The 4483-nt window shown below is 39.8% G+C and carries 5 protein-coding genes; 1 reads left to right on the top strand and 4 read right to left on the bottom strand.

Annotated features, from left to right (window positions below; translation table 11 throughout):
• The coding region (locus LHL20_RS20575) for a hypothetical protein (RefSeq protein WP_226434639.1) at positions 1 to 213 on the top strand (213 nt) is incomplete at its 5' end.
• Positions 214 to 521: 308 nt separating this feature from the next.
• Here the strand turns inward: LHL20_RS20575 and LHL20_RS20570 are convergent.
• The 4 genes from LHL20_RS20570 to LHL20_RS20555 form a co-directional block, all read right to left on the bottom strand.
• Entirely contained in the window at positions 522 to 1811 is a 1290-nt protein-coding gene (locus LHL20_RS20570; RefSeq protein ID WP_226434638.1) for a DUF2254 domain-containing protein, read from the bottom strand.
• A 70-nt stretch (positions 1812 to 1881) separates the two neighbouring features.
• On the bottom strand, positions 1882 to 2916 hold the full coding sequence (locus tag LHL20_RS20565) for a methionine synthase (protein ID WP_226434637.1): 1035 nt from the start codon (positions 2914 to 2916) through the stop codon (positions 1882 to 1884).
• 17 nt (positions 2917 to 2933) lie between these two features.
• Positions 2934 to 3911 (bottom strand): putative oxygenase MesX, encoded by a 978-nt coding sequence (locus LHL20_RS20560; protein ID WP_226434636.1) that lies wholly within the window; start codon positions 3909 to 3911, stop codon positions 2934 to 2936.
• Between the two features lie 136 nt (positions 3912 to 4047).
• A complete protein-coding gene (locus LHL20_RS20555) occupies positions 4048 to 4212 on the bottom strand; it encodes a DUF2256 domain-containing protein (protein WP_226434635.1) in 165 nt (54 codons plus the stop codon).
• Between the last annotated feature and the right edge of the window lie 271 nt (positions 4213 to 4483).

Raw genomic sequence — 4483 nt, 5'->3', positions numbered from 1 at the left:
CTGAAGAATTGGCAACAAAATACGGTATTGAGATACGCAAAAAAAGCCCGTATTATCAGTCAGATAGGCAGACTATTTAATATACATTATGCGCAATTAGATGTGTGGAAGATTAGGGGGCTGATGTCACTCTATTCGGTTGGTTTGTTGGCTGTGATTGCTTACAGACTTTTAGGCTATGGTGACGTTACTGGTCTTCACTTGCGTGCTTGAACATCATGCTTAAACCTGCCTTTTTTAATTTAAAGCAGCTTAGATAAATTGATTTAGGCGTTTTATATTGAATCGTGCACTACGTAAAATCTGAAATAGATTTAGAGGTATATGTCGTCAGATTTTACGTAGCAAACGATAAGGAATTCGACTTAATTTCAATTATGAAATGCATATGAAGGCGTTTTACAACCAGATTACGTGACCTTCAATTGGCGTTTTATAAAAAACTAATGAGGTATAGACTTCGTTGCAGAGTTTCTAGTCAGAGATATTTATTACTTCAACATTCAAACTATTCGTTATTTTTACTTACTACGACCAAATACTTCTTCAAGGCGTTTTAAATCCTCTTCAAAAGACAATGTTTCTTTAGCTCTTTGGAAACTTAACGATAAATATTTGTTTGCAGCTTTCTCAAAGTTTTTATCTTTTGAACGATATGTTGTGTGCACAGTAATGAGTGACTTTAATATGCGGATTGCTACTTCAATTTTATCAGCTCCATCTCTTGCAATACTGGTATAGGCGTCGTCAAAGATATCCTCAACAACCAGTTCAGGGACAGACACACGGTCGTACTTTACTGATTCATTTTTTAGAGTGTCACTTCTTTCTTCAGGGGCACATTCGTTATCGTACTCCCAAGCTAACAACAATCGAGTAATGCTGCTCAGTATGGTTATAGCGGTTCCGTGATCGTTAACGGAGGGTGAAAGTGCGCGAGATGCAATTTCTGCTAGCACAATAAATCCAAATTTGGGGTCAGCTTCAAATGAACGTGTTTCACTAATTGAAAATGCACATTCAATGTCATTGTCTTTTACTGGTTGTGTTGTATAAGCAATAGGCTTCTCGGGCGTAACAAATTCACCGGGAAGCATGGCGACATTAATAAACACATCGTTTTGTTTTGCATAATATTGAAGCTTAGCGATATCGATAAGCTGTATGTACCCTACTCGCTTACTATATATGGTATGGGTCCCCTGCACTGCTGCTTGGCTCGCCGGTACTGCACCTAAACATGGACGTGAAATTCTATTTTCTATCGCGCGTTTTGTAGCAGCTTCTACTTTAAGCACGGTAGAGCCTACACGGCCTAGTCGAGCAACGCTATCTACCCATCGAATAAACGTTAAAATAACCATGACAAACGCAAAGCAAGTTAATGCAAATAAAATAAATGTGCCTGATTTACCGAAAAACGCATTGTTCATAACTGTAAGCGCTACTGCGCTATAGATAAATGCCCCAATAAAAACAGACAAAGCGTTTTGAGACACGTCGTCTGAGATTATTAAGCTTAAACTTCTTGGCGTTGAAGACTGACTTGCTGACGCGTAGGCGTTAACCATAGTGCCTGCAGAGAACGTTGCTATCACCATCATGCTTGACGCCATAATGGAAAGTAGCGTCTCTACGGATTCAGGTTTTATTTCAGGGATATGTTCATGCAATGACGTACCGTCGGCAACTTTAGCAACAAATACAGACATAAAAGACAATAGGCAGAAGGCTAAAGGCTTTACCCATAGTTTTTCTTTAAAGTGGTAGACTAAAAATCGCAATCTATCTACCGTAATTGGCGCTTCCATTCGTCCCTCAATACTTAACTAATATACGTTTGTACGCATTGAAGGACGAAATTGTTTAACCTATACAATATTAAATACCAAGCTCCCGCCTAACTAGTTGAGTACCCCGTGTTAGCGCATCAAGCTTTGCATCGCTGATTGCTCGAGTAAGCGGCGCCATTCCGCAGTTAGTGCAAGGGATGAGGTTATTTTTGTCGACATATTTGAGCGCTTGAAACAGTGTGTTAGCCACTTCCTCTGGCGTTTCAATAACATTACTAGCTACGTCGATTGCACCTACCATAACTTTTTTGCGGTTAATTAGCTCAAGTAACTCGATGGGAACTTTTGAATTATGGCATTCAAGTGAAATTATATCGATGGATGACTGCTGTAACTTCGGAAATGTATGTTCATATTGTCGCCATTGTTCACCTAACGTTTTTTTCCACTCAGTGTTTGCTTTAATACCATATCCATAGCAAATATGAACGGCCGTTTCACAAGAAAGTCCCTCAGTAGCTTTTTCTAAGGCGGCAATTCCCCACTCGTTAACGTCATCAAAAAACACATTAAACGCAGGCTCATCAAACTGAATAATATCAACGCCAGCAGCTTCTAGCGCTTTCGCTTCTTGATTTAGTATTTTTGCAAACTCCCATGCAAGTGACTCCCGGGAGCCGTAGTAGTCATCATAAAGCGTATCAATCATTGTCATAGGACCAGGTAGTGCCCACTTTATTGGCTTAGCCGTATGCTGTCGTAAGAACTTGGCATCTTGTGCAAATACTGGTTCTTGTAAAGCAACAGGCCCTTTGATAACCGGTACGTTTGCGTCATATCGATTGCGTATTCGAACGGTTTTCTTCTGTTCAAAGTCAACACCCTGCAAGTTTTCAATAAAGGTTGTGACGAAATGCTGTCTAGATTGCTCTCCATCACTGACAATATCGATGCCAGCATGATGTTGTGCATGAAGGGCGAGTAGAAGCGCATCTCGCTTACCTTCTTGAAGGTGGCTTTCTTCTAGTTTCCATGGAGACCATAGTGTTTTAGGTTGTGCTAGCCATGCAGGTTTAGGCAGACTGCCAGCAATCGATGTCGGGAGTAATGTGTTTTGTATCATGTTGGGCTTCTTTATGTCTAAAGTGAAGTTTGTGTACTAAGCGCGTTCAATACTGTCTGGTGTGGCTTGATAAATTCCTTTTCCACAAACTCCCCTTGTGCAATGGCAAGTTCTGTCCGTTCCTGTCTGTCATAAACAATAGTGGTATAGGAGTGATCTTGATGTGACAGTTTGGGTTGAAAAATTCGTCCAGCTGCTGTATTGGCATTATATATTTCTGGGCGGTATATCTTTTGAAAGGTTTCCATTGTTGCTATAGCGCTAACCAACTCCAAATTGGTATACCCATTGAGGAGATCTCCACAAAAGTAAAAGGCTAACGGCGCAGCGCTGTTAGCAGGCATAAAATAACGTACATTTAGCCCCATCTTCTTGAAGTATGCTTCTGTCAGAGAAGTTGAGTCTGGCACATATTCTGTACCAAGCACTGGGTGAAGATTGTCAGTTTTAGTGTAGGTTTTGTTTTCAGATACGCTCAAGCAAATAACAGGGAGTTTTGAAAACTCGTTCTTGTAGGTTTCAGAATTAATAAATAACTGAAATAGCTTACCGTGTAAGTCACCAAATCCTTCAGGAACCGTAAATTGCTTCTTGCCTTTATTGTGCTTAGACAGCAACACGCTGAAATCATAATCTCTAATGTAAGAGGAAAAGTTATTGCCAACCACACCTTCAATCTTTGTGCTCGTAAAAGTATCGACTATGGACGATTGCAATATTTCAATATTAGGAAAATAGTCAGTTGCCCCTTTAAAGGCGATGTCTACCGATATGATTTCCAAAGAAACACAATAGCGATTTGCATTTCCGTTGTCCCAGTGTGCAAGTGCATTGAAACGATTGTTAATCATCCTCAACGTATTACTGAGATTTTCTTTTCGCTTCGGGCCGCGCGCTAAATTGGCAAAATTAGTCGTTAGCCTGGTAGTTTCTGCGGGTGAGTAATTTTCGTCGAACTGTGTTCGTTTTATCTTAAATGAGAAAGTGTTGTCCATGAAAGCCCCGTCAATCGCCTATATTTTTCTTAAGCGTCATTGAGTAACATTTATGACGCATCACAATATGGCAATGTTATACCGAGTCTTTTGTATGAAAAAAAATGGTATTAATTCATTTAAGTATTAATAACATTCATGAGTTGGCCGGGTGTCCCGCTTCATGAGATTTTACTTTATTTGAAGCACAACGCTTAGAGCAGTACTTTACGTTTTCCCAATCTCGTTCCCATTTTTTTCGCCAAGTAAAAGGACGGTCACAAACTGGGCAGATTTTGGAGGGTAAGTTAGACTTCTTCATTCTTAGTTAGCTTGGTCAAAAATATCGTAGCATCATCTTTCATCGCATCAATATTCTCTTCTTTCATGCGTGAATACGTTTTATAGATCATTGCCATACGATTGTTGTTACTTAGCTTTTCTTTGTGTTTATCAATAAAGTGCCAATAGAGGTAATTAAAAGGACAGGCTTTGGGCTAATGCCGATCAGTTAAGAATTTAATGATCGGTTGACCGATCTTTTCAAGGCTTCAAAATCCGGTATCAGGTAACTGATATCGGATTTTTTTATG

The organism is Alteromonas sp. McT4-15, assembly GCF_020515205.1.
GTDB lineage: Bacteria > Pseudomonadota > Gammaproteobacteria > Enterobacterales > Alteromonadaceae > Alteromonas.
Note: the sequence above shows the minus strand (reverse complement) of the source record. Positions and strands in the feature narration are given on the sequence as shown.

What these genes read in the sequence shown, in the direction of transcription:
- LHL20_RS20555 (WP_226434635.1), bottom strand. Translation starts at nt 4,212, where the DNA reads ATGAAGAAGTCTAACTTACCCTCCAAAATCTGCCCAGTTTGTGACCGT.
- LHL20_RS20565 (WP_226434637.1), bottom strand. Translation starts at nt 2,916, where the DNA reads ATGATACAAAACACATTACTCCCGACATCGATTGCTGGCAGTCTGCCT.
- LHL20_RS20570 (WP_226434638.1), bottom strand. Translation starts at nt 1,811, where the DNA reads ATGGAAGCGCCAATTACGGTAGATAGATTGCGATTTTTAGTCTACCAC.
- LHL20_RS20560 (WP_226434636.1), bottom strand. Translation starts at nt 3,911, where the DNA reads ATGGACAACACTTTCTCATTTAAGATAAAACGAACACAGTTCGACGAA.